The organism is Paraburkholderia caballeronis (assembly GCF_900104845.1).
GTDB lineage: Bacteria > Pseudomonadota > Gammaproteobacteria > Burkholderiales > Burkholderiaceae > Paraburkholderia > Paraburkholderia caballeronis.
On the sequence record NZ_FNSR01000002.1, the window covers coordinates 1,274,698 to 1,301,562 of the forward strand.

General features: G+C 68.2%; 24 protein-coding genes. 12 read left to right on the plus strand and 12 right to left on the minus strand.

Annotation, left to right across the window (positions count from 1 at the left end; translation table 11 throughout):
- Window positions 1–96: 96 nt before the first annotated feature.
- The 3 genes from BLV92_RS22205 to gltS form a co-directional block, all read right to left on the minus strand.
- Window positions 97–1,074, minus strand: a complete 978-nt coding sequence (locus BLV92_RS22205) for a 2-dehydropantoate 2-reductase (RefSeq protein WP_090548907.1) — start codon at window positions 1,072–1,074, stop codon at window positions 97–99.
- 175 nt (window positions 1,075–1,249) lie between these two features.
- On the minus strand, window positions 1,250–1,870 hold the full coding sequence (locus BLV92_RS22210; protein ID WP_090548910.1) for a LysE family translocator: 621 nt from the start codon (window positions 1,868–1,870) through the stop codon (window positions 1,250–1,252).
- Window positions 1,871–1,937: 67 nt separating this feature from the next.
- Entirely contained in the window at window positions 1,938–3,143 is a 1,206-nt protein-coding gene (gene gltS / locus BLV92_RS22215; protein ID WP_090548913.1) for a sodium/glutamate symporter, read from the minus strand.
- A gap of 322 nt (window positions 3,144–3,465) precedes the next feature.
- On the opposite strand from gltS, the gene BLV92_RS22220 reads away from it, so the two are divergent.
- The 9 genes from BLV92_RS22220 to BLV92_RS22260 all read left to right on the plus strand — a co-directional run bounded on the left by BLV92_RS22220 (window position 3,466) and on the right by BLV92_RS22260 (window position 11,888).
- Window positions 3,466–4,875 carry a DUF2252 domain-containing protein gene (locus BLV92_RS22220; RefSeq protein ID WP_090548914.1) on the plus strand — a complete coding sequence of 470 codons (1,410 nt, stop codon included), beginning with the start codon at window positions 3,466–3,468 and terminating at the stop codon, window positions 4,873–4,875.
- A 313-nt stretch (window positions 4,876–5,188) separates the two neighbouring features.
- Entirely contained in the window at window positions 5,189–6,097 is a 909-nt protein-coding gene (locus tag BLV92_RS22225; RefSeq protein ID WP_090548916.1) for a transporter substrate-binding domain-containing protein, read from the plus strand.
- 33 nt (window positions 6,098–6,130) lie between these two features.
- Complete coding sequence (locus BLV92_RS22230) at window positions 6,131–6,916, plus strand: SDR family oxidoreductase (protein WP_090548924.1); 786 nt, start codon at window positions 6,131–6,133, stop codon at window positions 6,914–6,916.
- A 132-nt stretch (window positions 6,917–7,048) separates the two neighbouring features.
- The gene (locus BLV92_RS22235) at window positions 7,049–7,264 is read left to right on the plus strand and encodes an oxidoreductase-like domain-containing protein (protein ID WP_090548927.1); all 216 of its coding nucleotides are present in this window, start codon (window positions 7,049–7,051) and stop codon (window positions 7,262–7,264) included.
- 78 nt (window positions 7,265–7,342) lie between these two features.
- Window positions 7,343–8,209, plus strand: a complete 867-nt coding sequence (locus BLV92_RS22240) for an NAD-dependent protein deacetylase (RefSeq protein WP_090548930.1) — start codon at window positions 7,343–7,345, stop codon at window positions 8,207–8,209.
- 424 nt (window positions 8,210–8,633) lie between these two features.
- Window positions 8,634–9,239 (plus strand): pyridoxamine 5'-phosphate oxidase family protein, encoded by a 606-nt coding sequence (locus tag BLV92_RS22245; RefSeq protein ID WP_090548933.1) that lies wholly within the window; start codon window positions 8,634–8,636, stop codon window positions 9,237–9,239.
- Between the two features lie 10 nt (window positions 9,240–9,249).
- Window positions 9,250–9,864, plus strand: coding sequence for a DUF938 domain-containing protein (locus BLV92_RS22250; protein ID WP_090548936.1), 615 nt, complete (start codon window positions 9,250–9,252; stop codon window positions 9,862–9,864).
- A 96-nt stretch (window positions 9,865–9,960) separates the two neighbouring features.
- Window positions 9,961–11,370, plus strand: a complete 1,410-nt coding sequence (gene gndA, locus BLV92_RS22255) for an NADP-dependent phosphogluconate dehydrogenase (RefSeq protein WP_090548939.1) — start codon at window positions 9,961–9,963, stop codon at window positions 11,368–11,370.
- 194 nt (window positions 11,371–11,564) lie between these two features.
- Window positions 11,565–11,888 (plus strand): DUF4148 domain-containing protein, encoded by a 324-nt coding sequence (locus tag BLV92_RS22260; RefSeq protein ID WP_090548941.1) that lies wholly within the window; start codon window positions 11,565–11,567, stop codon window positions 11,886–11,888.
- A 97-nt stretch (window positions 11,889–11,985) separates the two neighbouring features.
- Here the strand turns inward: BLV92_RS22260 and BLV92_RS22265 are convergent, their stop codons facing one another.
- On the minus strand, window positions 11,986–12,717 hold the full coding sequence (locus BLV92_RS22265) for a DUF2968 domain-containing protein (RefSeq protein ID WP_090548948.1): 732 nt from the start codon (window positions 12,715–12,717) through the stop codon (window positions 11,986–11,988).
- Between the two features lie 136 nt (window positions 12,718–12,853).
- Entirely contained in the window at window positions 12,854–13,174 is a 321-nt protein-coding gene (locus tag BLV92_RS22270; RefSeq protein WP_090548950.1) for a hypothetical protein, read from the minus strand.
- A gap of 284 nt (window positions 13,175–13,458) precedes the next feature.
- Between BLV92_RS22270 and BLV92_RS22275 the strand changes: the two genes are divergently transcribed.
- Window positions 13,459–14,196 (plus strand): peptidoglycan DD-metalloendopeptidase family protein, encoded by a 738-nt coding sequence (locus tag BLV92_RS22275; RefSeq protein WP_090548951.1) that lies wholly within the window; start codon window positions 13,459–13,461, stop codon window positions 14,194–14,196.
- Between the two features lie 216 nt (window positions 14,197–14,412).
- On the plus strand, window positions 14,413–15,417 hold the full coding sequence (ltaE, locus tag BLV92_RS22280; RefSeq protein ID WP_090548954.1) for a low-specificity L-threonine aldolase: 1,005 nt from the start codon (window positions 14,413–14,415) through the stop codon (window positions 15,415–15,417).
- Between the two features lie 109 nt (window positions 15,418–15,526).
- Here ltaE and BLV92_RS22285 read toward each other — a convergent pair whose 3' ends face one another.
- The gene (locus BLV92_RS22285; RefSeq protein WP_090548957.1) at window positions 15,527–16,882 is read right to left on the minus strand and encodes an MFS transporter; all 1,356 of its coding nucleotides are present in this window, start codon (window positions 16,880–16,882) and stop codon (window positions 15,527–15,529) included.
- A gap of 680 nt (window positions 16,883–17,562) precedes the next feature.
- Here BLV92_RS22285 and BLV92_RS22290 point away from each other — a divergent pair.
- On the plus strand, window positions 17,563–20,016 hold the full coding sequence (locus tag BLV92_RS22290) for a glycogen/starch/alpha-glucan phosphorylase (RefSeq protein WP_090548960.1): 2,454 nt from the start codon (window positions 17,563–17,565) through the stop codon (window positions 20,014–20,016).
- Between the two features lie 43 nt (window positions 20,017–20,059).
- Here the strand turns inward: BLV92_RS22290 and BLV92_RS22295 are convergent, their stop codons facing one another.
- From BLV92_RS22295 to phnL, 6 genes are all read right to left on the minus strand, one after another.
- On the minus strand, window positions 20,060–20,461 hold the full coding sequence (locus BLV92_RS22295) for a DUF6232 family protein (protein ID WP_090548963.1): 402 nt from the start codon (window positions 20,459–20,461) through the stop codon (window positions 20,060–20,062).
- Window positions 20,462–20,618: 157 nt separating this feature from the next.
- Window positions 20,619–21,794 (minus strand): porin, encoded by a 1,176-nt coding sequence (locus BLV92_RS22300; protein WP_090548966.1) that lies wholly within the window; start codon window positions 21,792–21,794, stop codon window positions 20,619–20,621.
- Window positions 21,795–22,286: 492 nt separating this feature from the next.
- The gene (locus tag BLV92_RS22305; RefSeq protein ID WP_090548969.1) at window positions 22,287–23,402 is read right to left on the minus strand and encodes a succinylglutamate desuccinylase/aspartoacylase family protein; all 1,116 of its coding nucleotides are present in this window, start codon (window positions 23,400–23,402) and stop codon (window positions 22,287–22,289) included.
- A gap of 196 nt (window positions 23,403–23,598) precedes the next feature.
- On the minus strand, window positions 23,599–24,366 hold the full coding sequence (locus BLV92_RS22310) for an ABC transporter substrate-binding protein (RefSeq protein WP_090548972.1): 768 nt from the start codon (window positions 24,364–24,366) through the stop codon (window positions 23,599–23,601).
- Between the two features lie 543 nt (window positions 24,367–24,909).
- Window positions 24,910–26,043: an alpha-D-ribose 1-methylphosphonate 5-triphosphate diphosphatase gene (locus BLV92_RS22315; RefSeq protein ID WP_090548975.1), complete on the minus strand. Its 1,134-nt coding sequence runs from the start codon at window positions 26,041–26,043 to the stop codon at window positions 24,910–24,912.
- 24 nt (window positions 26,044–26,067) lie between these two features.
- Window positions 26,068–26,856: a phosphonate C-P lyase system protein PhnL gene (gene phnL, locus BLV92_RS22320; RefSeq protein ID WP_090548978.1), complete on the minus strand. Its 789-nt coding sequence runs from the start codon at window positions 26,854–26,856 to the stop codon at window positions 26,068–26,070.
- Window positions 26,857–26,865: the final 9 nt, after the last annotated feature.

Sequence of the window (26,865 nt, forward strand, 5' to 3'; positions counted from 1 at the left end):
AAAACGAAAGCGGACCGCTCCAGACGGTCCGCTTTCGTTTTTGTCCGGCGAAGTCCACCGAGGGATGGCCGCGCGAGCCGCCATCCTTTTCCGCGTTTACGCTGCCTGCAACATGATCCGTTCACGCTGCTTGACCAGCGCGAGCACGACGTCGATCGTCGGCGTGGGTTCGCCGACGAGGCGGCCCATCTCCTGCACGACCGTCAGCAGCGGATCGATCTCCAGCGGCCGCTTGTGCTCCAGATCGACCAGCGTCGACGTCTTGTGCGCGCCGACCGCGCCCGCGCCGTCGATGCGCCGCTCCACGTCGACGCGGAAATGCACGCCGAACTGCTCGGCGATCTGCTTTGCTTCCAGCATCATCGTGCGCGCGACCGAGCGCGTGGCCGGGTCGCCGGTGATTACGTCGAGCGTCGCGTGCGTGAGCGCGCTGATCGGGTTGAAGCACAGGTTGCCCCACAGCTTCAGCCAGATTTCGTTGCGGATGTCGTCGCGGATCGGCGCGTCGAAGCCGGCCGCCTGCATCGCGTCGTGCAGTTGCTGGATGCGCGGCGTGCGTTCGCCGGACGGCTCGCCGAGCGGAAACTTCTTGCCGTACACATGCCGGATGACGCCCGGCTCGACGATGTCCGCGGCCGGATACAGCACGCAGCCGATCGCGCGTTCCGGTCCGAGACGGGTCCATTGCGAGCCGTCCGGATCGATGCTTTCGAGCCGCGTGCCGGCGAACCTGCCGCCGTGCTGGTGGAAGTACCAGTAAGGAATGCCATTGGTGCCGGTGACGATCGCGGTGTGCTTGCCGAGCAGCGGCTGCATCGAGTCGATCACGCCGGCCACCGAATGCGCCTTCAGCGTGACGATCACGACGTCCTGCACGCCGAGTTCGCGCGGGTCCGATGTGCAGCGCACGTTGGCCGTGTATTCCTCGCCGTCCATCAACAGACGCGGCCCGCGTTCGCGCATCGCGGCGAGATGCGGCCCGCGCGCGACGAAGCTCACGTCCGCGCCCGCCCGTGCGAGCTGGATGCCCATCATCGCGCCGATCGCGCCGGCTCCGAAAATGCAGATCTTCATGGTGAAACCCCAATGACGTTGGAAACCGCGTGCCGGCCGCGCGGCGAACGGCCAAAACGCGGCCGCTCGCCGGTCAGGCGGGCGATGATTCCAGCATAGGGGGCGTCGTCGATTAACGACAGTTAAAGTTTATCGAAAGGAGCATTAACGATCGCTTATGAAACGGCGTGCACGATCACACGCGGCGCACGAGCAGAAAGCCCGCGCCGATCAGTCCGAGGAACGCGCCGCAGCAGCGGTTGAACCAGCGGCGCACCGCGGTCTGCGTGAGCCAGCGGCCGAGGAACGCGCCGGCGAGCGAGTACAGCGCGATCGCGACCCCTTCGAGCGCGAGGAAACTTGCGCCGAGCACCGCGAACTGCGCGGCCATCGGCTTCGCGACGTCGACGAACTGCGGCAGGAACGCGGTGAACACGAGGATCGCCTTCGGGTTGCCGGCCGCGACGAGGCACTCGCGCCACGCGATCCGCGCGAATGATGCGTCGCCGTCGAGCGCGATGCCGGCCGGCGCGGCGTCGCTGCGCCATAACTGGATCGCGAGCCACACCAGATACGCTGCGCCTGCCAGCTTGATCGCGAAGAACACCGCTTCCGACGCGCGCAGCACGACCGCGAGACCGGTGGCCGCGAGCGCGATCATCGCGGCGAACGATACGAGCCGTCCCGCGCCGCCGACGAACGCGCGCATGAAGCCATAACGCGCGGCCACGTTGATCGACAGCAGGTTGTTCGGCCCCGGCGCCATGTTGAGCGCGAAGCACGCGGGCAGGAAAAAGAGCCAGGCGGTGACGGACATGAGGTTCGACGCGGAGGGCGGGACGCGCGCGGCGTGGACGCTGCGATTCTAGCCAAACGCCGTCGCGTCAATGGAACACCGGAAGCCTCAGGAATAGCTGGATCACGATCGCATTCGCGATGTCGATGAAGAACGCGGCGACCATCGGCACGATCAGAAACGCGAGGTGCGAATGGCCGAAGCGCGCGGTCACCGCCTGCATGTTCGCGATCGCGGTCGGCGTCGCGCCGAGGCCGAAACCGCAGTGGCCGGCCGTCAGCACGACCGCGTCGTAGTCCGAACCCATCGCGCGGAACGTCACGTAGAACGCATAGACGACCATCATCACCGTCTGCGCGAGCAGGATCGTCGCGACCGGCAGCGCGAGCGCCGCGAGGTCCCACAGGCGCAGCGTCATCAGCGCCATCGCGAGGAACAGCGCGAGGCTCACGTTCGCGATCAGCGCGACCGCATGGGCGGCCACTGGCTTGCCGGCCCACGCGAGGCCGTTCGACACCAGCACCGCGACGAACAGCACGCAGACGAACGTCGGCAGTTCGAAAGCCGAGCCGGCAATCGCATCGGAGATCAGTTCGCCGACCCACAGGCTGAACGCGATCAGCATCACCGTGTCGATGAACGCGGCCGGCGTCGTCGCCTGTTCGGTCCGCGGCTCCTCGAACGCATAGGCGTCGGGCGCGTGTGTTTCGGTATCGGCGGGCGCGCTCGCGCTGCCGAGCCGCTTCATCAGCCGCTGCGCGACCGGGCCGCCGAGAATGCCGCCCATCACGAGCCCGAATGTCGCGCACGCGATCGCGGCCTCGGTCGCCGATTGCAGCCCGTGGTGCTCGGTGAACACCGCGCCCCACGCGGCGCCGGTGCCGTGTCCGCCCGCGAGCGACACCGAGCCGCCGAGCAGGCCATAGAGCGGATCGATGCCGAACGCGAGCGCCAGGCCGACGCCGACGACGTTCTGCAGGATCAGCAGCCCGACCACGACTGCGAGGAACCGCACCAGCACCGGGCCGCCCTGCTTCAGGCTCGCGAGTTTCGCGTTCAGCCCGATGGTCGCGAAGAACGTGAACATCAGCGGGGTTTGCAGCGCGGTGTCGAAGCGCACGTCGAAATGCGCGAACGCATGCAACGCGAGCAGTACCAGCGCGACGACGAGGCCGCCGGCGACCGGCTCCGGGATCGTCCATGCGCGCAGTTGCGGAATCCACGCGAGCAGGCGGTTGCCGAGCAGCAGCACCAGCGACGCGGCGACGAGGGTGGCATAGACGCTGACGGTCATCGATGGCCTCACTAAGCTCACCAGGGCGGGCAGACGGAGCCGGAGCGCGCAACGCGTTTCGCGGGCGGACGCCATCGCCGTACGGTACACGACCGGCCGTCCGGATGGGCGGTTGTCGGGCGTCCGTTGTCGCGGCGAAGCGACGGACCGTGCGCCGCGGGCATGCGATCGGCATGCCCGCGGCATCGCGGCGAGCCTGCGGCTTGCGCGAACCGGGTCCGCACGCTTAAATACGCGGGCAGTCCGCGGCGCAGCCGGCGGCCGTCGCCGGCGCGTCGCTGCCGGGCGGTCCATCGTTTTCACACGAACGGAGAAGCAGCGCATGAAGATGGGCATCATTGCCGAGCGCGAAGCGGTCGGCCGCGCGGCGCGCGAACACGCGAAGCGGTCGGTCCACCGGCACATCGGGCCGCTCGAACGCGATCCGCTCGAATTGCTGCGCGCGAGCAGCGAGGGCCGCGTGCGCAAGCTCGTGCCGCTGCGCTATGGGCGCATGCTCGCGTCGCCGCTCGCGTTCTTTCGCGGCAGCGCGCTCATGCAGGCGCACGACCTGAGCCTCGTGCCGAACACCGGCATGGCGATACCGATCTGCGGTGACGCGCATCTGCTGAACTTCGGCGCGTTCGCCACGCCCGAACGGCAACTGGTGTTCGACCTGAACGACTTCGACGAAGTGTCGCCCGGCCCGTGGGAATGGGACCTGAAGCGGCTTGTCGCGAGCTTCGTGGTCGCTGCGCGGCACATGCGTTATTCGCGCGGCGTCGCGGAGACGCTCGTGATGTCGGCGGTCAACGAGTATCGCGACCGCATGCGGCAGTACGCGGAATACGGCGCGCTCGAACTCTGGTACGAGAAGATCACGTTCGACCGGATGATCGAGACCGCGCTGACGCCCGAGGCGCGCCGGCTGATCCGGCGCGGCATGGAAAAGGCGGCCGGCCGCACGCACGAAAGCATGCTGGACCGGCTCACGCAGCGCAGCGGCGATCACTGGACGCTCCGTGACGCGCCGCCGTCGCTGTTCCATGTGAACGGCGTGAGCGCGCTGTTCGACGCGGAGGACGACTGGTTCGGGCCTGGCAACGGCCGGCGTCAGGTCGGCAAGCTGTACGACGGTTATCTGAAGACGCTGCTGCACGATCGCCGCGAACTGCTCGGCCACTTCGTCGTGCAGGATTTCGTGTTCAAGGTGGTCGGCGTCGGCAGCGTCGGCACGCGCTGCTTCGTGCTGCTCGCGGTCGATCGCCGCGAACATCCGCTGTTCCTGCAGATCAAGGAGGCGCGCCGCTCGGTGATCGCGCAGTACTTCCGCTCGCCCGCGCCGAAGCACGAGGGCGAGCGCGTCGTCGAAGGGCAGCGGCTGCTGCAGGCCGCGAACGACACCTTCCTCGGCTGGTCCACGGGGCCGGCGGGCCGGCACTTCTACTTCAGACATCTGCGCGACATGAAGCTGTCGGCGGACATCGAGTTGCTCGACAGCGCGCTGCTGACCGACTACGCGCGGCTGTGCGGCTGGTCGCTCGCGCGTGCGCATGCGAGGGCCGGCAACGCGGCGGTCGAGATCGCCGCATACATCGGGCGCAGCGACCAGTTCGCCGACGCGCTGACCGGTTATGCGTTCGCGTACGCGGACCAGGTCGAGCGCGATTACGACGCGTTCCTGAAGGCCGTGCGCAGCGGCGCGCTCGAAGCGCGCACCGACGACGACATGGCGGCGGACTTTCGCATCTGAACGTCCCGGTACGCGCACGCACGGATCGACCCGGCGCGCACTCGCCAGTACGACGAAAGGAACGATGCGCGTGGCTGACCGACCGGCGCTGTCGCTAAAGCTGCGTTGCCTCGAAGGGGCGACCGCGCGTTCACCGGCGCGCCGCCGCGCGACCGCCTCGCGATAAAAGGGCGGCGCCTTTCGCCGGGTTCGCGATGCGCGGCGTCGCCAGTACAATGCGACAGTTTTTTGACGGCGGCGGCCAGTCACGGACCCGCCGCGTCGTCTTGCAACGAATCCCGCCAACGAAAAGGGCATCACAAGGAGAGGCTGTTTGAAACTGGCCGTCAAAGCCGCGCTGTTCGCGCTGGCGTGCGCCTGCCTGCCGGCTGCGCACGCGGACGATTACGACGAATCCGGCAGCCCGGCGCTGCGCAGGATCCGCGAAACGGGCACGGTGACGATCGGCGTGCGCGAGATGGCGGTGCCGTTCTCGTATTACGACGGCAGCCATCGCGCGGTCGGTTATTCGCATGCGATCGCGCTGCGCATCGTCGACGCGATCCGCGAGTCGCTCGGCATGCCGTCGCTGACGGTGCGCGAGGTGATCGTCACGCCGCAGACGCGCAGCTCGCTCGTGCAGAACGGCACCATCGACTTCGAATGCGGCGCGACCGCGCACACGCGCGACCGCGACGCGTACATGGCGTTCTCGAACAGCATCTTCGAATACGGCGTGCGGATGCTCGTGAAGCAGGGCTCGCCGGTGAAGGACTTTCAGGACCTCGCCGGCCGCACGGTCGTGACGACCGCCAGCACGTCGCAGGAGCGGATGCTGCGCCAATGGAACGCCGCGCGCGGGATGAACATGACGATCCTCGCCGCGAAGAGCCATGCGGCGTCGTTCGACGAAGTGAAGAACGGCCGCGCGGTCGCGTTTGTCATGGACGAACCGCTGCTGTATGGTGCGAAGGCCACCGCGCCCGATCCGGGCGGTTATGCGATCGTCGGCGCGCCGACCGTGTTCGAGGTCTATGCGTGCATGTTCCGGCGCGGCGACCCGGCCCTGAAGCAGATCGCCGACGACACGATCGCGAAGATGCAGCGTTCCGGCGAGGCCGCGCAACTGTACCGGCAGTGGTTCGAGTCGCCGATTCCGTCGCGCGGCATCGTGCTCGGGCTGCCGATGTCCGCGCGGCTGAAGGAACTGTTCGACAACCCGAACGACCGTCCGCTCGACTGAGCGCGGCGGTCGCGCACGACGAGGACCGATTCGATGAGCAACGATACTGGCGATAGCAGCGGCCAGCCGCAGACCAGGGTGGCGCTCGTGACCGGCGCGGGCAGCGGCATCGGCCGCGCCTGCGCGAAAAAGCTGTACCGGCACGGCTACCGCGTCGTGCTCGCGGGACGCCGCGCCGCGCCGCTCGACGCGCTGGCCGACGAAGCGCGCGGCGAGGGCCACGACGCGCTCGCGGTGCCGTGCGACGTGGCCGACGCGGCGAGCGTCGACGCGCTGTTCAACACGGTCCGCTCGCGCTACGGCCGGCTCGACGTGCTGTTCAACAATGCGGGGCGCAACGCGCCGGCCGTCGATATCGACGAGCTGTCGATCGACGACTGGCGCTCGGTCGTCGACACGAACCTGACCGGCGTGTTCCTGTGCACGCGCGCGGCGTTCGCGCTGATGAAGACGCAGTCGCCGCGCGGCGGCCGCATCATCAACAACGGCTCGATCTCCGCGCATGCGCCGCGGCCGTTCAGCATCGCGTACACCGCGACGAAACACGCGATCACCGGGCTCACGAAGTCGGTGTCGCTCGACGGGCGGCGCTACGACATCGCGTGCGGGCAGATCGACATCGGCAACGCGGCGACCGAGATGGCCGAGCGGATGGCGCGCGGCGTGCCGCAGGCGAACGGCGAAATCGCGGTCGAGCCGCTGATGGACGTCGAGCACGTCGCCGACGCGGTGCTTCAGATGGCGCAACTGCCGCTCGCGACGAACGTGCAGTTCATGACGATCATGGCGACGAAGATGCCGTTTGTCGGCCGCGGCTGATCCGCCGTCCGTTCCGGCGGGCCGGATGCTGCGCGAACGATGCGCCGGCGGCCGCAACACGCGGCCAGCCGGTTTTTTCGCGCTCCCGTATACTTGACCCCGGCCCGCCGCGACGCGCCCGTTTTCTCCACGATGCCACCGCGTTCCTGTCCCGACGACGATCCGCGCCCGCAGCCGCCCGTGCGTCCAGGCGACGACGAGTGCTGTCACAGCGGTTGCATACCGTGCGTGTTCGATCTGTATGAAGACGCGCTCGACCGCTATCGCGACGCGCTGGCCGCGTGGGAAGCACGCGCTGCGGAGCGCCGCGACAGCGCCGTCGGCCGGACGCGCAAGCCGCGTCGCTGACGCCACACGTACCGCCTCGCGTCGCGCGCGCCGCCCGACGACCCGCGAGGCCGACCGTTTCACCGCATTGCCGCCGCCATGACCGAAGCCACGTTGTCCGCCGCCATCCGCGATTCCGCATCCCTCGACGCGCTCCATGCGTTTGTCGAGCGTCACCCGCGCCTCTTCGTGCTGACCGGCGCGGGCATCAGCACCGACTCGGGCATCCCCGGCTATCGCGACGAGAACGGCGAGTGGAAACGTTCGCCGCCGATCACATTGCAGGAATTTCTCGGCTCCGAGCAGTCGCGCCGGCGCTACTGGGCGCGCAGCCTGATCGGCTGGCCGACCGTCGGGCTCGCGCAGCCGAACGGCGCGCATCGCGCGCTCGCGCGGCTCGAAGCGGCGCAGCGCGTGCAGGCGCTCGTCACGCAGAACGTGGATGGGCTGCACCAGCGCGCGGGCAGCCGCGACGTGATCGAACTGCACGGCAGCATCGGCCACGTGCATTGCCTCGCTTGCGGCGCGCAGTACACGCGCGAGTCGATCCAGCCGATGCTCGAAGCGCGCAATCCCGAACTGGCCGGCGCGAACGCCGAGCCGGCCGCGGACGGCGACGCGCATTTCGACTTCGACGGCGCGAACGCGTTCGACGTGCCGACCTGCGCTGTGTGCGGCGGGATGCTGAAGCCGTCGGTCGTGTTCTTCGGCGAGAACGTGCCGCGCGAGCGCGTCGCGGCGGCGTCCGGCGCGCTCGATGCGGCGGACGCGGTGCTCGTCGTCGGCTCGTCGCTGATGGTGTATTCGGGCTATCGTTTCTGCGTGTGGGCGCAGAAGCTCGGCAAGCCGGTCGCCGCGATCAATCTCGGCCGGACCCGCGCCGATCCGATGCTTGCGCTGAAGGTCGAGGCGCCGTGCGCGGCGACGCTCGATGCGCTTGTTGATCGCGTTACGGGTGCGGGGTGAGGTTCGGTGCGGGTGCACTGGCCGCGGCTTTGCCGGTGTGCGTGGTCAATGCTGGATCGATTCGTCGTTCGGCCGGAGGCTTCGTCGATGTGGGCCGCCGCAGCAGCAGCAACCATCGTGCATGGGATCGGAGTGGGTGCCGAAGTGCTGGCTTCGATTGACGGCTTTGCATGGGACCCGAGTAAGCGCTGAAGCGCTTACTCGGGTCGACAGCTTTGCATGGGATCCGGGTCAGCGCTGAAGCGCTAACTCGGGTCGACAGCTTTGCATGGGACCGGAGTAAGCGCTAAAGCGCTAACTCTGGTCGACAGCTTTGCATGGGACCGGAATAAGCGCTAAAGCGCTAACTCCGGTCGACAGCTTTGCATGGGATCCGAGTAAGCGCTGAAGCGCTAACTCGGATCGACACACGAGACCAGCGGCCATGCTGACAACGATCACAGAACTCGAAGCCCTCTACGGCGAACCGCATGAGCGGGCAGTGCGCAAGGAAATCAACTACGTAAACGCAGACTACCGGCGTTTCATCGAGCTTTCCCCGTTCGTCGTGCTAGCCACCGCAGGGCCGGACGGGCTCGACTGCTCGCCGCGCGGCGACGCGCCCGGCTTCGTGCGGATCGTCAACGAGCGCACGCTCGCGCTGCCGGACCGCATCGGCAACAACCGGATCGACAGTCTGCGCAACGTCGTCGCAAAGCCGCACGTCGCGCTGCTGTTCGTCGTGCCTGGCGTCGGCGAGACGCTGCGCGTGAACGGGCGCGGCCGCATCGCGAACGATCCGGCGCTGCTGGAAAGCTTCGCCGTCGACGGCAAGCCGCCACGCTCGGTGCTGATGATCGACGTCGATTCGGTGTACTTCCACTGCTCGAAGGCGATCGCGCGCTCGAAGCTGTGGGACCCGGCGCGGCACGTCGAGCGTTCGCAACTGCCGAGCGCGGGCGACATGCACCGGCGCATCAACGGCGAGTCGTTCGACGCGCGCGCGTATGACGCCGACCTCGCGCAGCGCATGAAAACCAGTCTCTATTGAGTTCACCGCGATGACGACTTCTTCTTCCGACGCGCGCCAGGCCGCGCCCGCCGTCGAGCGCAACGCCGCGCCGATCCTCGACGTGCTGCGGCGCGCATTGCCGCCAACCGGCCTCGTGCTGGAGATCGCGAGCGGCACCGGCCAGCACGCGGCTTTTTTCTCGGCCGCGCTGCCCGCGATCGAATGGCAGCCGAGCGACGCCGATCCGCGCGCGCGGGCGTCGATTTCCGCATGGCGCGCACACAGCGGCCTCGCGAACCTGCGCGAGCCGCTCGATCTCGACGTGCGCCATCTGCCGTGGCCGGTCGGCGCGGCCGATGCGATCGTCTGCATCAACATGATCCACATCGCGCCGTGGGCGGCCACCGAAGCGTTGATGGAAGGCGCGGGCGCGCTGCTCGGCGCGGGCGGCGTGCTGGTGCTGTACGGGCCGTACCGCCGTCACGGCGAGCACACCGCGCCGAGCAACGCGGCGTTCGACGAGGACCTGCGCATGCGCAATCCCACATGGGGCGTGCGGAACATGGAAGCCGTGGAGGCGCTCGCGGCGGCGGCCGGTTTCGACAGCGAACCGTGCATCGCGATGCCGGCGAACAATTTCAGCCTCGTGTTCAGGAAGCGCTAGCGCGCGGCGGAAACAGCCGCCGACGCTTCGCGGCCGTTTCCCTTATCCTTGCACGACCCGACGCGAATCGCGTCACCGTTTTAGTGGAGAATCGACATGAGCAAGCAGGCAATCGGCGTGGTGGGACTGGCCGTGATGGGTCGCAATCTGGCGCTCAACATCGAAAGCCGGGGTCATGCGGTGTCGGTGTTCAACCGCAGCCGCGAAAAAACCGATGAGCTGATCGCGGAGTTTCCCGATCGCAAGCTGGTGCCGGCTTACACGCTGGAAGAATTCGTCGCGTCGCTCGAAAAGCCGCGCCGCATCCTGCTGATGGTGAAGGCCGGCGAGGCGACCGACGCGACGATCGCGTCGCTGAAGCCGCTGCTCGACCAGGGCGACATCCTGATCGACGGCGGCAACACGCACTTCACGGACACGATCCGCCGCAACCAGGAACTCGCGAAGGCGGGGCTGCACTTCATCGGCACGGGCGTGTCGGGCGGCGAGGAAGGCGCGCTGAAGGGGCCGTCGATCATGCCGGGCGGCCAGCGCGACGCTTACGATCTGGTTGCGCCGATCCTCACCGAGATCGCCGCGAAGGCGCCGGACGGCGAGCCGTGCGTCGCGTACATGGGACCGGACGGCGCGGGCCATTACGTAAAGATGGTGCACAACGGAATCGAGTACGGCGACATGCAGCTGATCGCCGAAAGCTACGCGGTGCTCAAGCAGGTGGCGGGGCTGACGAACAAGGAACTCGGCGACGTCTATACCGAGTGGAACAGCGGCGAACTCGACAGCTACCTGATCGAGATCACCTCGAAAATTTTCGGCAAGAAGGACGACGAGACCGGCAACGATCTGGTCGACGTGATTCTCGATCGCGCGGCGCAGAAAGGCACCGGCAAGTGGACGAGCCAGAACGCGCTCGACCTCGGCGTGCCGCTGCCGCTGATCACCGAGTCGGTGTTCGCGCGCGTGCTGTCGTCGCTGAAGACGCAGCGGGTCGCGGCGAGCAAGGTGCTGTCGGGGCCGGCCGCGAAGCCGCTCGCCGGCGACCGGGCGGCGTTTATCGAAGCGGTGCGGCGCGCGCTGTATCTGAGCAAGGTGATCTCGTATGCCCAGGGCTTCGCGCAACTGCGCGCGGCATCGGACGAGTACAAGTGGGACCTGCAATACGGGACGATCGCGAAGATTTTCCGGGCCGGCTGCATCATCCGCGCGCGTTTCCTGCAGAAGATCACCGACGCGTATGCGCACGATCCGCAACTCGCGAACCTGCTGCTCGATCCGTATTTCCGCGACGTCGCGGCGAACTACCAGGCCGCGCTGCGCGACGTGGTGACGGCGGCGATCGCGGCGGGCGTGCCGGTGCCGGCGTTCTCGTCGGCGGTCGCGTATTTCGACGGCTACCGGTCGGAACGGCTGCCGGCGAACCTGGTGCAAGCTCAGCGCGACTTCTTCGGCGCACACACGTTCGAGCGGACCGACAAGCCGGGCAGTTTCCACGCCGAGTGGGCCTGAGCGGGCGAGCGAGTCGTTGCGCGGCGCGGGCGAATCGTGGATTCAGGTTGTGGGCCGACGGCCTTTGTTACGGATTTTGTAACGGTATATAGCGGAAATAGGGTTTGTACCTAGTGACGGTGATCCTTAAACTGTAGTTAACGGCTGACGGACATGGTGTTCTAAGCCTACAAAAACAGACGGAGGTAAGGATCATGAGCAAGTTCATTCCCGCAGTTGTCGTTGCAGCCGCGCTCGTCGTTCCGGCAATTTCGTTCGCGCAGACCGCGCAACCGCTGACGCGTGCGCAAGTCCGCGCAGAACTGGTCCAACTGGAAAAGGCGGGGTACTCGCCGGCTGAAAACCAGGTCAACTACCCGGAAGATCTGCAGGCAGCGGAACAGCGCGTCAACGAGCAGAAGCTGGCCCAGGCGAACACGAGCGGTTACGGCGCCCCGGCGGCTGGTACGTCGGCAGCCGGTCAGGCGGTGCAGCCGGCTCAGGTTCGTCCGCAACAGGCCGTGTTTTTCGGCCATTAAGCGGTAACGAAGCAGTATCCGCGCGGTTCGCCGCGCATCGACACCCAAGCGCGGGCCGGTTATCCGGCCCGCGTTTTTTCGTGCGCAACGCGCAGCGTCATCGTCCGGGCAGGTGCGGCACGCCTTCGTTCGTCGCGACGCTCAACTGGTGAATCATCCGGTGCGCCTTGTTCAGTTGTGCCTGCGCGGCGATCCGTTGCGCTTCCAGTTGCGCGACCTCCTTGCGCACCTGATGCTGACGCGCCGTCACCAGATGCTCCTGCGACGCGTGGCGCTGCAAGTCGTTGCGCAGCCGCTCCGCGAGCGCCTCGGACTCCTCGATCTGCTTCACCAACTGCTCGTTCTGCGCGAGCAGCTGGGCGCGGCGCGCTTCGCCGTCCGCGAGGCGCGTCGCCTGCTCCTCCAGATGCCGGAACACGGCGCCGGCCGCGTCGAGGTCGGCGGCTTTCAGCGCGCGCCACAGCACGCTGTCCTGATGCAGCGCGACGTAGTACGTCAGCTCCTTCGCGTGAAATTGCAGGCTGACCGCGTAATCGAAGCTGCGGAACACGCGAAACGTCGTCAGTTCGTTGCCGGCCGCGAGCGCCGCGAACTCGTTGCCGTCCGCGATGCGCACCGGCCGCCCGTTCACCTGCGACGGCACGACCGCGACCGCACGCAGCGTCGGGACGGGGCGGGCCGATTCGGCGGCCTCGTCCGGAGGTTCTTCTTCGGCGGCGGGCTCGACCGCCGGTTCGGCGGCGGCGGGTTGCGGCGGCTGAGCGACGGCGACGAGGTGGGACGGCGTGCCGGCGAGCGCGACATGACGGCGGTTCAGGAATGTTTTCACGGCAAATCCCCCAGAAAGGCACGCCAACGGGCGATGTCGCCCGGCTGCGCGGAGTGCGGGCGGCGGCTGGCGTGCGGAACGACGCGGACGGCGGCGCGGCCGCGGGCCGGCGCCGGGTCCGACGGCTTGAGCGGACCTAATGCAGCATGCGCTGCCGACGTGCGATGTCGTCGAACAGCGCGCGGCTCGGTTCGAGCGCGAAAAGCCAGGTTTCGTCATAGCCGCTCAGCGTGTCGAGCGCGTCCCGCAGGCGTTCGATCACGACGGCCGGAATTTCGACGGTCGCCTCGACGCCGCTCGCGAGCCGCGCAACGCTGGCGAACTGCACCAGCTCGTCGGCCGCCTCGGCGACGTCCGCCGCAAAGACCAGATGGTTGTTCAACAACTCGACGAGGCCCGGCGATGCTGCGACGTCTTCGACATTGAGCTGCACTGACAGGAAGGTGGCCTTGTTCATCCTCGATTCCTCACGAATGTGGGACCGCAGCGGTGGGACGCGCCAGAGATGTCATTGTTCGAAGGGCAGCACGACCGAGTATAGGCCAGCATGCCGGGTAATCAATGTTGGCGGGCCGCAGCGGCCGGAAGCGGGGGCGTCGCGAGGGGCGACGATATAATGGGGGCCGTTCTCCCTTTGCACGGCTGCCAACGCCGGGCGCGGCGTGCGGCGTGAGGCTCGCGCGAACGAACGTCCGCGGCCCGTGATCGAACCCGCATCGACACGTAGCGAGGATCAGCAACATGAATCGACAACGGCGAAAGCTGGGCGCATATGCGGCGCTGGCCACGGTGGCGTTGCTGGCGAGCGCCTGCACGCTGACCCCTTGGGGAGGCAGCACGGCGCCGCAGCCGGTCTCGTCGACCGGCGTGCCGGCGGGCTACTACCGGGTCAATCCCGGCGATACGCTGTCGCGGATCGCCGGCGCGTACGGCCAGCGGCCGCAGGACATCGCCGCCTGGAACCAGCTGCCGACCGACGCGCCGGTGGTGCCGGGCCAGGTGCTGCGGGTCGCGCCGCCGGTCGCGGGCGTGCCGCTGCGCCTCCCCGCGCCGCAGGCCGCTGTGCCCGGACCCGCGTCGGGCGTCGCCGGCGTCGCGGCGCCGGTGCCCGTGCCGTCCATCCCGTTGCAGTGGCCGGTGCGCGGGCCGGTGGTGCAGAACTTCGTGCCGGGCAAATCGACCGGCATCCTGATCGGCGGCGTCGCCGGCCAGCCGGTGAAGGCCGCCGCCGCAGGCCGCGTCGTTTATGCGGGGACCGGCATCGAGGCCTACGGGCCGCTCATCATCATCAAGCACAACGATTCGGTCGTCACCGCGTATGGCCACAACGGCAAGTTGCTCGTCAACGAGGACGAAGCCGTCGTGCAGGGGCAGCCGATCGCCGAGATGGGCGTCGATTCGCGCGGCGTCGCGGGCGTCCAGTTCGAGGTGCGCGCGGACGGCAAGCCGGTCGATCCGCTCGCGTTGCTGCCGAAATAACGGTCGCTTCGGCGGGCGGCCGTGCCGCGGCTCTTACGTGAGCCGTTCCTGTCGCGCCGTCGCCGCGCGAATTTCCGCCATTGCATTTCGTTCGCGAATTGCGCGCCCCCCGCATTTGAAAATACACTCGACGCTTTCCGGGCGGCGCAGCCCGCGCGCGGCGATGTTCGCCGCGACGCGTTTCGCGCGCCGCTTCCATTACGAGGACTCCATCGCATGATCGATCTGCGCAGCGACACCGTAACCCGCCCGAGCCCGGCGATGCTCGACGCGATGACCCGCGCCGAAACCGGCGACGACGTCTGGGGCGACGACCCGACCGTGCTGCGCCTTCAGGCGCGCGTCGCCGAGCTGGCGGGCAAGGAAGCCGGGCTGTTCTTCCCGAGCGGCACGCAGAGCAACCTCGCCGCGCTGATGGCGCACTGCGCGCGCGGCGACGAATACATCGTCGGCCAGGCCGCGCACACGTACAAATACGAGGGCGGCGGCGCGGCGGTGCTCGGCAGCATTCAGCCGCAGCCGATCGACAACGCGGACGACGGCTCGATCCCGCTCGACCGGATCGCCGCCGCGATCAAGCCGCTCGACGATCACTTCGCGCGCACGCGCCTCCTCGCGCTCGAAAACACGATCGGCGGCAAGGTGTTGCCGGCCGCATACGTCGACGAGGCGACGCGCTTCACGCACGGCCGCGGGCTGTCCACGCACCTCGACGGCGCGCGCGTGTTCAACGCGGCGGTCGCGTCCGGGCAGCCGCTGGCGGCGCTGACGGCCGGCTTCGACTCGGTGTCGATCTGCTTTTCGAAGGGGCTCGGCACGCCGGTCGGTTCGGTGCTGGTCGGCAGCCGCGCGCTGATCGACGTCGCGCACCGCTGGCGCAAGGTGCTCGGCGGCGGGATGCGGCAGGCCGGCGTGCTCGCGGGCGCGTGCCTGTACGCGCTCGACCACAACGTCGAACGCCTCGCGGACGACCACGCGAACGCCGCGCGTCTCGCGGCCGGGCTGGCGGACATCGCGGAGGTGAAGGTGCTGTCGCACGCGACGAACATGGTGTTCGCGCAGTTCCCGCAGGCGCATTGCGCGCCGCTCGAAGCGTATCTGAAGGAGCGGGGCATTCTCACGCAGATGCTGTATGCGTCGCGGTTCGTCACGCATCTGGACGTGTCGGCGGCCGAGATCGACACGGTCGTCGCGGCCGTGAAGGCGTATTTCGCGCGTTGAAGCACGACGGCTTGCACCGTCGTTGATCCCTGGGCCGCCCGCGCGACGGATACGGGCGGCGGTTTCACGGGGCGCTGCGGAGCGGCGATTCCCGCCGCCTTGTCCGGCGCTACTTCTGAAACACCCCCGCGCGATGCGACGGCGCGAAGAGCCGCAGCCCGCTGGCGACGCTTGCCGCGCCCGCGAACACCGCGCCGGCGCTCAGCGCGAGCGTCGGCCCATGCTTGCCGGCAATCCCGAAGCACAGCGCGACCAGCGCCGCGCCGGTCGTCTGGCCGAGCAGCCGGGCGGTCGCGATGATGCCGCTCGCGCCGCCGCTGCGTTCTGGCGGCGCGCTCGCCATCAGCGCCTTCAGGTTCGGCGACTGGAAGAATCCGAAACCCGCGCCGCAGACGGCCATCCGCACGGCGATGTCCGTCACCGACGGGTGCGCGGGCATCAGCGCGAGCGACGCCATCCCCGCCGACAGGATCGCGAGCCCGATGCCGCCGAGCAGTCCCGGCGGATAACGGTCGGACAGCCGTCCCGCGATGGGCGCGGCGGCCGCGACGACGACCGGCCACGGCGTCATCAGGAAGCCGGTCTCGACCTGGCTGCGCCCGAGCACGTCCTCGAAGTAGAACGGCAGCGATACGAACGCGAGCCCCTGCGCGGCGAACGAGCAGACCGCCGTGACCGCGGACAGCGTGAACACCGGCAGCCGGAACAGATCCACCGGCAGCATCGGCGCCGGGTGGCCCGCCTCGCGCCAGATCAGCAGCGCGCCGAACCCGAGCGCGATCGCCGCCGCGATCAGCACCTCCGCGCCCGGCGCGCGCTGCGCCGCCTCGCCGAGCGCGAAGATCAGCGCGGCGAACGTGATGACGTTCAGCAGCGCGGCGACCGGGTCGAACGCGTGTTTGCCCTGCGCGGTGTGCGGCAGCGCGGGCATCGCGAACGCGAGCGCGATTGCGCCGAGCGGCACGTTGATCGCGAACAGCCACGGCCAGTTTGCCGTCGCGAGGATCAGCGACGCGATCGTCGGCCCGATCGCGAACGACACGCCGACCACCAGCGCGTTCAGCCCGAGGCCGCGCCCGAGCCGGTGCGGCGGGAACAGGAAGCGGATCAGCGCGGTGTTCACGCTCATGATCGCGCTCGCGCCAAGCCCTTGCAGCACGCGCGCGGCGGTCAGCGTCGTCAGCGTCGGCGCGACCGCGCACGCGAGTGACGCGAGCGTGAAGATCGCGAGCCCGCTGATGTAGATGCGCCGGTGGCCGATGATGTCGCCGAGCGCGGCGAGCGGCAGCAGCGTCGCGACCATCGCGAGCTGGTACGCGTTGATGATCCACACCGAGGCGGCCGGGGCCGCGTGCAGATCGGCGGCGATCGCGGGCAGCGCGGTGTTCGCGATCGCGGTGTCGAGGGTCGCGAGCGCGACCGCGAGCATCACCGCGCCCATCGCGCGGCGGTTCCTGGCGGACATCGGCGCATCGGCGAGCGGGGTCTCGCGCGACGGGGTGCAGGTTTCGGACAAGGCGGACTCTGGTCGGAAGGCGCCGCCGCGCGCGCCAGGCGCGGCGGCGGGGCGACGTGCGGGCGTCCGCGTCGGGCGGACGCCGTGGATCATTCGATCCCGCGATTGTTGCAGACGACGGCCAATTTTGCAGCGGTTGCTGAAGTGCGTGGGGGAAATGTAAGACGGCACCGGAGGGGGACGCGGTTTTTATGCAACTAACTGTCCACCCCGCGCCGCGTAGTCGAACGCAAATGCGACCTGAAAATCGAAGGGGCTGGCCCTTGCCGCGTGTCACAAGCGGTGTCGTTCACGACGAAACCGGCTGTGCCTGCCGCCGGCAATTGGAGTGACCGTCGCCACCCCCATCGCGGCCGCGCGACTCCGGCGCTGCTGCCGCTTGCCGGCTTCAGTCACCAGGCCGGCAGCCGCCGGCCCCGGCACCGCCGCCGCCACGTCCTAAGCCCCCAGGTGAGCCCCCACTTCGACTCACCTTGCCCCCGCCGTTTTTTGCCGCAGCGCCGTGTACCGCCAAAATGTCCTACTCTGCAAGCTCACCTGCGCGCCGGGCCAGCTCGTCCTCCGCCCCCGAACCGGCCGCGCAGCCGAGAACACGTGCGCATCCGCGCCGCTTTTCCCGGAGTCAATCGATGACAGCAGTGGATCTGGAGGTCGATCAGCTCAACAGCAGCGTCGACGCGTTGCGCCGCTCCCTCTCCAACCGCCTGATGTACGGCGTCGGCAAGGATGCCGTCGCGGCCCGTCCGCAGGACTGGCTGCATGCGGCCGCGCTCGCGGTTCGCGACCGGCTCGTCGCGCGCTGGATGTCCACCACGCGCCGCCAGTACGAGCAGGACGTCAAACGTGTGTATTACCTGTCGATGGAATTCCTGATCGGCCGGACTTTCACGAACGCGCTGCTTGCGCTCGGCATCTACGAACCGATGAAGGAGGCGCTCGCCGGCGTCGGCGTCGACATGGAGGCGCTGATCGATCTCGAACCGGACGCCGCGCTCGGCAACGGCGGCCTCGGCCGGCTCGCCGCCTGCTTCCTCGATTCGATGGCGACGCTCGGCGTGCCGGGCTTCGGCTACGGCATCCGCTACGAGTACGGGATGTTCCGCCAGCAGATCGTCGACGGCGAGCAGGTCGAGACGCCGGACTACTGGCTGCGCTCGGGCAATCCGTGGGAGTTTCCGCGTCCGGAGATCCAGTATCCGGTGCACTTCGGCGGCCGCACCGTGCAGCGCGACGGCCACGTCGAATGGGTCGACACGCAGCACGTGAACGCGACCGCTTACGACACCGTGATTCCCGGCTTCGCGACCAGCGCGACGAACACGCTGCGGTTATGGTCCGCGCGCGCGCCCGAGGAACTGGACCTCTCCGCGTTCAACCAGGGCGACTATCAGCGCGCGGTCGAGACGCGCAACGCGTCGGAGAACGTGTCGCGGCTGCTGTATCCGGACGACTCGACGATGGCGGGCCGCGAACTGCGTCTGCGCCAGGAATATTTCTTCGTGTCGGCAACGATGCAGGACCTGATCCGCCGTTATCTGCGCACGCACAGCACGTTCGGCCGCTTCTCGGAGAAGGTCGCCGTGCATCTGAACGATACGCATCCGGTGCTCGCCATTCCGGAACTGATGCGGCTGCTGGTCGACATCCATCGCGTGCCGTGGGACAAGGCGCTCGCGCACGTGCAGCAGGTGTTCTCGTACACGAATCACACGCTGATGCCCGAGGCGCTCGAAACCTGGGATGTCGAACTGCTCTCGCGGATGCTGCCGCGGCATCTGGAGATCATCTTCGACATCAACGCGGAGTTCCTGCGCAAGGCGAGCGAAGGCGGCGCGCACGATCCGGAAATGATCCGCCGCATCTCGCTCGTCGACGAATACGGGCAGCGCCGCGTGCGGATGGCGTACCTCGCGATCGTCGCGAGCCACAAGGTGAACGGCGTGTCGAAGCTGCATTCGCAACTGATGACGCGCGACATCTTCAGCGACTTCGCGCGGCTCTTTCCGGACCGCTTCACGAACGTGACGAACGGCATCACGCCGCGCCGCTGGCTCGCGCAGGCGAGCCCGTCGCTCGCGGGGCTGATCGACGACGCGATCGGCCCGCGCTGGCGCGCCGACCTGTTCGAACTCGGCGCGCTGCGCAAGCTGCGCGGCGATGCGTCGTTCGAGGAAGCGTTCCGCGCCGCGAAGCGCAGCAACAAGGTGCGGCTCGCGCATCGGCTTGCGCATCACACGGGGCTGACGTTCGATCCCGATGCGCTGTTCGACATGCAGGTGAAGCGCATCCACGAATACAAGCGGCAACTGCTGAACGTGCTGCACGTGATCGTCCGCTACAACCGCATCCGCGCGGAGCCGCAGCGCGAATGGACGCCGCGCGTCGTGCTGTTCGCGGGCAAGGCGGCGTCCGCGTACCGGATGGCGAAGACCATCATCAAGCTCATCAACGACGTCGCCGCGAAGGTCAATCACGATCCGATCGTCGGCGACCGGCTGAAGGTCGTGTTCGTGCCGAACTACGGCGTGAGCCTCGCGGAGCTGCTGATCCCGGCCGCGAACCTGTCCGAGCAGATTTCGACCGCGGGCACCGAGGCGTCCGGCACCGGCAACATGAAGCTCGCGCTGAACGGCGCGCTGACGATCGGCACGCTCGACGGCGCGAACATCGAGATCTGCGATTCGGTCGGCCCCGAGCACATCTTCATCTTCGGGCATACCGCGGATCAGGTCGACGGACTGCGCTCGGCCGGTTATCGTCCGCGGCAGTTTTACGAGCAGAACGCCGAGCTTCGCATGGCGCTCGACCAGATCCGCACCGGCTTCTTCTCGCCGGGCGACCCCGCGCGCTTCTCGGACATCTTCCACACGCTCGTGGACTGGGGCGATCACTACATGGTGCTGGCGGACTTCGCGGCGTTCGTCGAAGCGCAGGAGGCGGTCGACCGCCGTTTCGTCGACGTGCCGTCGTGGACCGCGAGCGCGATCGAGAACGTCGCGGGAATGGGCATGTTCTCGTCGGATCGCGCGATTGCCGAATACGCGCGCGACATCTGGCGCGTGAAGCCGGTCGAACTCGGTTAGCCGGAACCGCCTGCCGCAGTGCGGCGCGCGTGGCCCGCCGCGCTTATTGCGCGGGCCGCGCCGCCGCGTCGCCCTTGCCGGCCATTGCGCCGCGGATCACGTCCGCGACGCGTTCGACGAACGCGAGTTCGACGCTCGACAGCGCCTCGCGCTGCTCGCCGCCTGACACGACGATCAGCCGGTGCGTGACGTCCTGCGTGATCCACGTGAGCCAGCCGACGACGATCATCATCAGGCCGCAAACGATCGCGACCGCGGAGCCGAACCCTATGCCGGCCGCGAAGCCCGCGACGCCGATCAGAGACAGGATCGTCGGCACCGTGCGGTTGCGCGGGACCGTGACGACGCGCAGGTCCTCGACGTCGCGCAGCGGAAAGACCTGGCCGGCGACGGACAGCGCGGTGCGCGTGACCGAGACGCCGCGTTCGTTGAAGGGGAGTTCCATCGATTCGAGCCGTGCGGGGGAAAGCGCGCAGCGTACCAGAAGCGCGCGTGGCAGAGGAAGCGCCGCGCCGCCGCACGGAGATCGCAGACATGAAAAAAGCGCCCCGAGGGGCGCTTTTTCGCGGAGCCGGCGGACTTCGCCGGCCTTTGCATGGCGATCAGAACTTGTGGCGGATGCCGACGCGGACAGCGACCTGGTTGTCCGAGCCCGTGCCCGACGGCTGGAAGAAGCTCGAAGCCGACGAGCCGATCTGCGCTTGCAGCGGCGTGCCGTTGGCCGAACCCGACGCTTCCTGGTAGATGCCGAGCAGGTACACGTCCGTGCGCTTGCTGAGCGCGTAGTCGATCGCTGCGTTGACCTGGTTCCAGTGGCCGTTCGCGAGGCCCGAAGCGCGCGAGTACGTGTAGCCGAGCGCGCCCGACAGAGCCGACGTGACCGCGTACTTGCCGCCGACTTCGTACGCGTTGTACAGCGTCGACGAACCGATGACCGGCGAGAACAGCGTGTTGGTCCACAACGCCCACAGGGTTGCCGGGCCGACGACGTAACGGCCGCCGACGCCGAACGTGCGCAGTTCGCGGATCTGGTTGCCCGTGCCCGCGGCCGTCGCGAAGTTCGCGAGCGACGTCGAGAACGCCGGCGTGACTTGACCCGGGTACGTGATGTCCGTGTACGCAGCGCCGACGCTGAACGGACCGTACGCGTAGTTCGCGCCGAAGCTGTACGTGCGCGACGAGCCGCCCGTCAGCGTCGCGCCGGTGCCCGGCGAGCCCGCGAATGCGCCTGCCGTGTTCGAGAAGCCGTACAACGCGCCGAACGTGAGGCCCGCGAAGTTCGCGCTCTGGAACTTCACCGAGTTGTTGATACGGCTCGACGTCAGCTGGTCGACGTCGTTCACGTGGTAAGCGTAGTTACCCGCGGCCGTGTTGCCGCCGGTCGAGTAGTTCGAACCGAGCACGTCCGTGCTGAGCGAGTATTGACGGCCCAACGTGATCGAACCGATGTTGTCCTTCGTGAGGCCCACGAACGCTTGACGGCCGAACAGCGCGCCGCCCTGGCCCGACGTGCCGTTGCCGCTGTTGAAGCCGCTTTCGAGCACGAAGATCGCCTTCAGGCCGCCGCCCAGGTCCTCCGAGCCGCGCAGGCCCCAACGGCTGCCCGATGCGACGCCGTCGCCGTACTGGAATGCGTGGCTGCTGCCCGTGGCGGTCTTCACATTGCTCACGTAGCTGATACCGGCATCGATGAGGCCATACAGCGTGACGCTGCTTTGTGCGTGGGCGGCGCCCGCGATTGACGCAAGAATAGCGGTGGTCAGGATTTTCTTTTTCAACTCATTCTCCGGGGTTGATGAATGTTGCGGCTCCGCCCATGACGGGATGGCCGGTTGCGCGACGGGCTGAATGTAAGGGCGATCAGCGAAACGAATGTGACAGTAAGGCTAACGTTCGGGAATGTCTCGATACTGTGGTGCGGACGCGACAGGGGGATTGTCGGCGTGGGAATTGGTGCAATGCCTTGTCGCACGTGGCTTTAAAGAGGATTTAAAGCAGCCGGGATAGCGGCGATTCGAGGGTTTTTCTTTATAAGATTTTCGCCTTTTCATTCTTCTTGTCGGCTTATCGGAATTCCTGTTCTTTGATTGCCTTTTAATAGTGAATGAAATTGATTGATCGGTGTCATCAAATGACGCGTGCATGCGGGGTGTGGCGCGATCCGGAATTAGGCGCAATGGCGATTCGACAATTCGCCTGATTCCGGATTACTGATTATCGGCCGCGTTATATGAGCGGCGGACATGAGCGAGTCCGCCGCCGGCCGCGCGCTATTGCGACAGCAACGACCCGGTGCGGATCGGCCGGTCGCCGGCGATGCGCGCGACTTCCATGCCGGCCGTCGCGAAGCGCGTGCCGTGACGCGCGTACAGCACGCCGCTGACGGTCCCGCACAGCGTGACGACGTCGTCGGTCAGCGGGTCCACGAGGTCAGCGACCGGCTGGCCCGCGTCGATCCATGCGCCGGGCTCCGCGCGGAACACGAGCACGCCGCTCGCCGGCGCGACGATCGGCTCGGTGCCGGCGAGCGGCGTCGGCTCGAACGCGAGCGGCGGCAATGCGGCCGGCTCGCCGTCGATCACGCCGCGCTGCGTGAGGTACTCGACGATCGCCTGCGCGTCGCGTTCCGCGAGGTCATACGACACGTCGCGCTGGCCGCGAAACTCGATGGTCACCGAAATCGTCGCGAGCGGAATCGGAAAGCGCGCGCCGAAGCGTTCGCGCAGCCGCGACCAGCAGAAGCTGTGGATCTCCTCGAACGGATTGCCGATCGAGTTCAGCACGAGCAGCGACGCCTTCGCGTCCAGGTAGCGCGCGAGCGGCTCGACGTCCGGCCACAGATCGCGCGTCGTATAGAGGTGCAGCGCCGCTTCGAGGTCGCAATGCAGGTCCAGCACGATGTCCGCGTCGTACGACAGCCGTTGCAGCGCGACCCGCTGCGAATCGAGTTCGCTGACCGGCTGCAGCGCGCGCAGCGCGTCGCCGATCGCCGCGCGGATCGCGTCGCGGTTCGCGTTCGCGTCGCTGCCCAGTTGCGAATCGATCTGCGCCGGCACGAGCGACGCCAGGTCGTGGAAGTTGCGGTTGAAGTTCTGCCCGCTGCCCGCATCGAACCGGCCATACAGATGGCCGAACAGATGCTGGTTCAGCCCGATCGGATTCGGTACCGGCACGACGACGATCTCGCCGCGTATCCGCCCCTGCGCTTCGAGCGCCGCGAAGCGCCGCCGCAGCGCCCAGGCGACCAGCATCGCGGGCAGTTCGTCCGCGTGCACCGACGACTGGATATAGACCTTCTGGCCGCCGCCCGGCCCATAGTGGAAACTCGTGATCTGGCGGCTCGTGCCGAGGGTGGGCGCGGTCAGCGGATGGTTGCGGATGTGCATGGTCGTGGCGCGCCGCGGAACGAGGCCGCGAAACGCGTGGAGGTTGACGGTGGGCGAAGCCCGTCGCGGGCCGGTTCCCCCGATCTTAGCCGACAAAGCGGTGCGGCCGGAATGCAAACGGGCCTCGCGATGCGAGGCCCGTCAGACGGAGGGCGCGCGGCACGAAGCGCCGCGCGACACGCCGATGCAGCGTTGATCAGCCGCCGTACACGTCGAAGTCGAAATACTTCGCTTCGATCTTCTTGTACGTGCCGTCCTTGATCATGTCGGCGATTGCCTTGTCGATCTTGGTCTTCAGGTCGGTGTCTTCCTTGCGCAGGCCGATGGCCGCCGCGCCGGTCGGGATTTCCGCGCCGGCGAACTGGTAACCCGCGCCGCGCGGGGTCTTCAGGAAGCCGAGGTCGGCCTGCACTTCATCCTGCAGCGCAGCGTCCAGACGGCCCGACAGCAGGTCGGCATAGACCTGGTCCTGGTTCTGGTACGGGACCACGTTCACGCCCTTCGGCGCCCAGTTGGTCTTCGCGTAGGTTTCCTGGATCGTGCCCTGCTCGACGCCGACCGACTTGCCCTTCAGCGAATCAGCGGTCGGCTGGAAGCTCGTGCCCTTCTTCGCGACGAGGCGCGTCGGCGTGTTGAACAGCTTCGCGGAGAACGCGATCTGTTCCGAACGCTGCGGCGTGATCGTCATCGACGACAGCACGCCGTCGAACTTCTTCGCCTTCAGCGCGGGGATCATGCCGTCGAAATCCTGCTCGACCCACACGCACTTGGCGTTCAGGCGGCGGCAGATTTCGTTGCCCAGGTCGATGTCGAAGCCGACTACCTTGCCATCCGGCGCCTTCGATTCGAACGGCGCATAGCTGGCGTCAACGCCAAAGCGGACGGTGGTCCAGTCCTTCGCATGGGCGGCGCCCGCCGACACGGCAAGCAGGGCAACCGACAGGGCGGCAAGCAGTTTCTTCACTATGTGTACTCCTCGGGATGGTTCAATAAGCGCCGCGTGCGGCCACGGCCGCCGCAGCGCATGGTCCGGCGCAGCTTGCGTCTGGACTTCTTCGGCGCCGCCGGCCAGTGGTCGGCGGCGCGCCAAGCTTACCAGGCCAAAAATGCGGCGTAGCTAGTGTAATACCGGATAGCGCCCGAGCAAGGCCTCTAGCGGGCGTTGCGGCCCAGGCCGCCGATGCCCGCCCGGCCGCGCTCCGCCACGCGCGACGCGACCCGGCGCCGCGCCGTCGTTCGGGGTGCGCGAACGGGAGGTCCGATGCCCCGCAACAACAGCCGGCAGCGCCGCCGCCGGGGGGCCGGCGCGAAAGGCGGGGCATTATGACATGAAAAAAAGCACGGTCGGTCCGCGTATGAGGCCGTTCGCAGGGCCGCTCGTCGGGGCGTCTGCCGGCCTTGTCCGCCGGGTCGTCCCCGAGGCTGGAAGCGGCGGCCGGCCGGCGACGGCGCGAGGGCTGCCGCCGCCCCCATCCGGATGAGGAGAGGGGACAGGGCGAGGCGTGAGTCAGACGACCCGCGTCCCTTCGCGCCACGTCGCGCGCGGCACCGGCAGCGCGTCGAGCATGGTCACGCGCACGAAGTCCGCGCGCAGTCCCGGCTCGATCGCGCCGCGGTCGTTCAGCCCGGCCTTGCGCGCGGGCTCCGCGGACACCGTCGCGACCGCGCGCGGCAGCGTCCAGTCGACCTTGCCGACAAGGTCGAACGCGGCGGTCAAGAGGCTCGACGGCACGTAGTCCGACGACAGGATGTCGAGCAGCCCCGCCTGTGCGAGTTCGAGCGCGGACACGTTGCCCGAATGCGAGCCGCCGCGCACGACGTTCGGCGCGCCCATGACCGTCGCGATGCCGCGCCGGTGCGCTTCCTCGGCGGCGGCGCGGGTGGTCGGGAATTCGGCCAGTGCGATCCCTTCGGCGGCCGCCTGCTCGACGTGCTCGACCAGCGTGTCGTCGTGGCTCGCGAGCGGGATGCCGCGCGCCGCGCAGCGTTCGACGATCTCGCGCCGGTGCATCTCCGCGAAACGCTGCTGCTCGTCCGCGAGTTCGGCGAGCGTCGTCTCCGCCTGCTCGTCGGTCCACTTGCCGTGGCGTTCCTGATAACGGCGCCATTGCGTGCGGTCGTGCCACTGGCGCTGACCCGGCGTGTGATCCATCACCGACGCGAGGCGCATCAGCGGATGCGGGCTCAGCGTGTCGAACAGCTCGACCACGTCGGACGTCGCAATCTCGCAGCGCAGATGCAGGAAGTGGTCGGCGCGCAGCAGCTTCTTCTGCGAGAAGCGCGCGAGCGCGTCCGCCGACTGCATCTGCACGTCGCGGCCGCGCACCCCGACCGACAGCCGCGTGCCGATCGCGAGCGCATCGAACACCGTCGTGATGCCGGCCGCCGCGACCTGCGCGTCGTGGATCACGAACGCCGCGTCGATGTTCCACAACACGCCGGGACGCGGCGCGAGGTGCTTCTCCAGGTTGTCGGTGTGCAGTTCGACGAGGCCGGGCAGCAGATAGTCGCCATCCCAGTCCTCGGCTTCGCGCGCGGACGTCGTGCCGCGCGACAGGTCGGCGATCCGGCCGTCCTCGACGCGCAGCGTGCCGGTGAAAACTTCGTCTCGCGTCACGATGCGAGCGTTCTTGATCAACATCGCAGGGCTCCGTATCAGGGGCAGTCAGGCAGGTTCGGTGAGCGCCGCTTCGGCATGCGGCGCGCTCAGGGTCATGAAACGCGTCGCGACGCGGCTGCGCGTGTCCTCGTCGTGGAACACGCCGACGATCGCGGCGCCGCGTTCGCGCGCCTCGTCGATCAGTTGCGCGACCACTTCGCGGTTCTTCGCGTCGAGCGACGCGGTCGGTTCGTCGAGCAACAGCACGCGATGGCCGGCGATCAGCCCGCGCGCGATGTTCACGCGCTGCTGCTCGCCGCCTGAGAACGTCGCGGGCGCGAGCGGCCACAGCCGTTGCGGCACGTTGAGCCGCGCGAGCAGCGTGGCCGCGCGCTCGCGCGCTTCGTCATTCGCGATGCCGCGCACGGTCAGCGGCGCGGCCACGACGTCGAGCGTCGGCACGCGCGGGATCACGCGCAGGAACTGGCTCACGTAGCCGACCACGTTGCGGCGCAGCCGCAGCACGTCGTGCGGCGCGGCGGTCGTGATCTCCAGATGCTTGAGCGGCGCGTCGTCGTCGCGGATCGCGATCGAGCCGCCGCTCGCCAGATAGTTGCCGTACAGGCAGCGCAGCAGCGTGCTCTTGCCCGCGCCGGACGGGCCGGCGAGCACTACGCATTCGCCGCGCTCGACGTCGAGCGACACGCCCGCGAGCGCGTCGATGCGGATGCCACCCTGGCCGTGCAGCGTGAAGGTCTTGCGCACGCGCTCGGCGCGCAGCATCAGCGCCGGCCGTTCGACGAACGCGCGCGTCGCGGCGACGTTGCTGGTGAGTGGTGCAGTGTCGTGGGTCATCGTGATCGC